At 41.6% G+C, this 2,515-nt stretch carries 4 protein-coding genes; all 4 read left to right on the top strand.

Features of this window, described 5'->3' with window-relative positions; translation table 11 throughout:
- Positions 1 to 324: 324 nt before the first annotated feature.
- The 4 genes from QGT73_RS17145 (at position 325) to QGT73_RS17130 (ending at position 2,388) form a co-directional block, all read left to right on the top strand.
- Complete coding sequence (locus QGT73_RS17145; RefSeq protein ID WP_123477150.1) at positions 325 to 525, top strand: helix-turn-helix domain-containing protein; 201 nt, start codon at positions 325 to 327, stop codon at positions 523 to 525.
- A complete protein-coding gene (locus QGT73_RS17140) occupies positions 522 to 851 on the top strand; it encodes a HipA N-terminal domain-containing protein (protein WP_123477152.1) in 330 nt (109 codons plus the stop codon). The genes QGT73_RS17145 and QGT73_RS17140 overlap by 4 nt, the downstream gene beginning before the upstream one ends.
- 85 nt (positions 852 to 936) lie before the next feature.
- Entirely contained in the window at positions 937 to 1,848 is a 912-nt protein-coding gene (locus QGT73_RS17135; RefSeq protein ID WP_217961504.1) for a type II toxin-antitoxin system HipA family toxin, read from the top strand.
- Positions 1,849 to 1,869: 21 nt separating this feature from the next.
- Positions 1,870 to 2,388, top strand: a complete 519-nt coding sequence (locus tag QGT73_RS17130) for a DUF6155 family protein (protein ID WP_123477156.1) — start codon at positions 1,870 to 1,872, stop codon at positions 2,386 to 2,388.
- The last annotated feature ends 127 nt before the right edge of the window (positions 2,389 to 2,515 follow it).

Below are 2,515 nucleotides of genomic sequence, written 5' to 3'. Positions count from 1 at the left end.
AAAAAAAAAACAAATATGCAAGTAAAATAATGTTTATTTTCTTGATATTCAATAGCTTTTATGAGCGTCAAATGCGAAGTGATAATTGAACGTTAAGCTGCTATTGTTTCGTCATAATATGAGTACGGCATACCTACCTGAGTAGTTACCAAATCAGCCAAATAAAATTTTCGCAAGCGACAGAAGTATGATATATTATACTTTATGCGTACAATTTCAATACCAACTATAATAGAATGGCCGAAAGTATGATTTATTATACTTTTATTTGGCGGTTTCAGCAATTCTCCTTATTTTTGCAAAAAAAGTTTATTATGTCAGACTATGGGACTGATGGATATAATGAAACAGCGTAGGGAAACGCTTTCCCTCACCCAACAGGATCTTGCTGAAATGTCGCAAGTGGGTCTTGCTACAATCAAGGATATTGAGCGTGGCAAGGGTAATCCTGCACTTAGCACCGTGAAGAAAATTCTTGATGTTCTTGGCATTGAGATTGAATATCGTATAAGGCAGACCCTATGAAACAGCTTGAGGTATATTTCAATGAAATAAAAGCCGGTATATTGACGGAGAAGCATCCGGGAATCGGATATTCTTTCCAATATTGTAAAGATTATCTTGACTCTGCTATGCCCCCGATTTCCGCGACGTTACCCAAAAGAACAGATGCTTTTTATTCTGAGCACTTGTTCCCTTTCTTCTCTAATATGATTCCGGAGGGAGCAAACCGCCGTGTGATTTGCCGCTCGTTGAGAATTGATGAACAGGATTTTTTCGGACTGCTTGAAGCGATGGCCGACAGAGATTTTATAGGAGCCGTTAATGTAAGGAGGATTACCAATGATTGAAATAAAGAACTGTCCTTCTTCTCTTGCGGAAGGATTTAACACTTATAGCCCGAAGTCCGCCAAATTACTGTTTGGTAAAACAAAAGTGAATCCGGTACTTGGATTTGACATTGACGAGTTCCGGAATGTCGGCGAGATTGCGGATGCCATGCACCGCATATCGGTTTCAGGCGTTCAGGAAAAATTTCCGGCTATTATAAATGCAGATGCAATCAATATAGCAGGCGACAATGAGCGTTCGACACATATATTGAAACCTGCGCCGTGGGACAAGACTCTCCGTGACCGCAAGATGATTCCTGCCAACGAGCATCTTACGATGCAGATTGCCTCACAGATTTACGGAATACAGACCGCGGCTAATGGTCTTTGTTTTACGCCCAAAGGTCAGTCGGTATATATTACCCGCCGTTTCGACATCCTCCCTGACGGGTCAAAACTCCCGATGGAGGATTTCGCCTCGATAATAGGCAAGAATGAACAGACCGCCGGCCTTCAGTTCAAATACAACGGTTGCTATGAGGATATAGCCAAAGCGATCAGGGCAAATGTCGCCGCATGGATGGTTGACATGGAGCGGTTCTTTGAACTTGTGGTTTTCAATTACATTTATGCTAATGGCGATGATCACCTTAAAAATTTCTCGCTAATTCTGACTGAGCACGATTACCGTCTGGCTCCTGCTTACGACCTTATCAATACCAGCCTGCATGTCAATAGCGATGACTTCGGTCTTGACGGTGGACTGGCATACGATATAGATAAAAGCGACGTTTACGACAGAACCGGACACCCATGCCGCCTCGACTTTGAGAAATTCGGAGAGAAAATTGGCCTGGTAAAAAAACGTATTGATAGAATCCTAAACAAATACACCGCTTTCCCTGAAGGTGCAAAGCGACTTGTTGACCATAGTTTTCTCACCGACAAACTGAAACGCAACTACATCCGTATTGTAAATGAACGGATAAGCCGTTTCAACAGATCATCCGAATAATCCCACTTTAACTGTACCAAAATGTCAAAAGCAAAATTAAAAAAATATATGTCGGCTCTTTCAAAAGAACAGGTAGTCGATATAATGCTCCAGTTATACGATGCGAGCAAGGAAGCGAGCGCATGGCTTGAGTTCTATATGGAACCCAATAGCGATGCCGAGCTTGAAAAATACAAGAAGACAATCCGCAATCAGTTCTTTGGTCGTAACGACTGGCCTAAAGATCCGAGTTTCAGAGAATGCAATAAACTGATAACCTCATTCAAGAAACTTGTACCTGACCCACATGCCATTGCGGACCTGATGCTCTACTATGTGGAACAAGGATGCAGCCTGACCGCACAATACGGCGATTACGACGATCCGTTTTATACCGCTCTTGAAAACAATTTCAACAAAGCGGTCAAATTCATATCTATCAACGGACTGATGCCCGAATACTCGCCACGCATGAAAAAGATGATTAAGTCTGTGGAGTGTTGTGGATATGGCTTTCCGGATACATTGTGGGACATCTACTACGAATACGCAGAGGATTGATTAAATTCATTTTAAGGCTTGGAAGTTGTCTTGACTTATTTTAAACATACAAAATACAATAAGGAGTGTTAAGTGTAATGAGCAAAAACACACCTAAACACTCCTTGAATTGATAGAACTCATAGAT

This window comes from Duncaniella muricolitica, from assembly GCF_910574735.1.
GTDB lineage: Bacteria > Bacteroidota > Bacteroidia > Bacteroidales > Muribaculaceae > Duncaniella > Duncaniella muricolitica.
The sequence above is the reverse complement of the archived record's forward strand: the minus strand, read 5'-3'. Positions and strand labels throughout refer to the sequence as shown.

Bases quoted from the DNA above. Each gene is read 5' to 3' on its own strand.
- QGT73_RS17145 (WP_123477150.1), top strand. From the start codon at position 325: ATGGGACTGATGGATATAATGAAACAGCGTAGGGAAACGCTTTCCCTC.
- QGT73_RS17140 (WP_123477152.1), top strand. From the start codon at position 522: ATGAAACAGCTTGAGGTATATTTCAATGAAATAAAAGCCGGTATATTG.
- QGT73_RS17130 (WP_123477156.1), top strand. From the start codon at position 1,870: ATGTCAAAAGCAAAATTAAAAAAATATATGTCGGCTCTTTCAAAAGAA.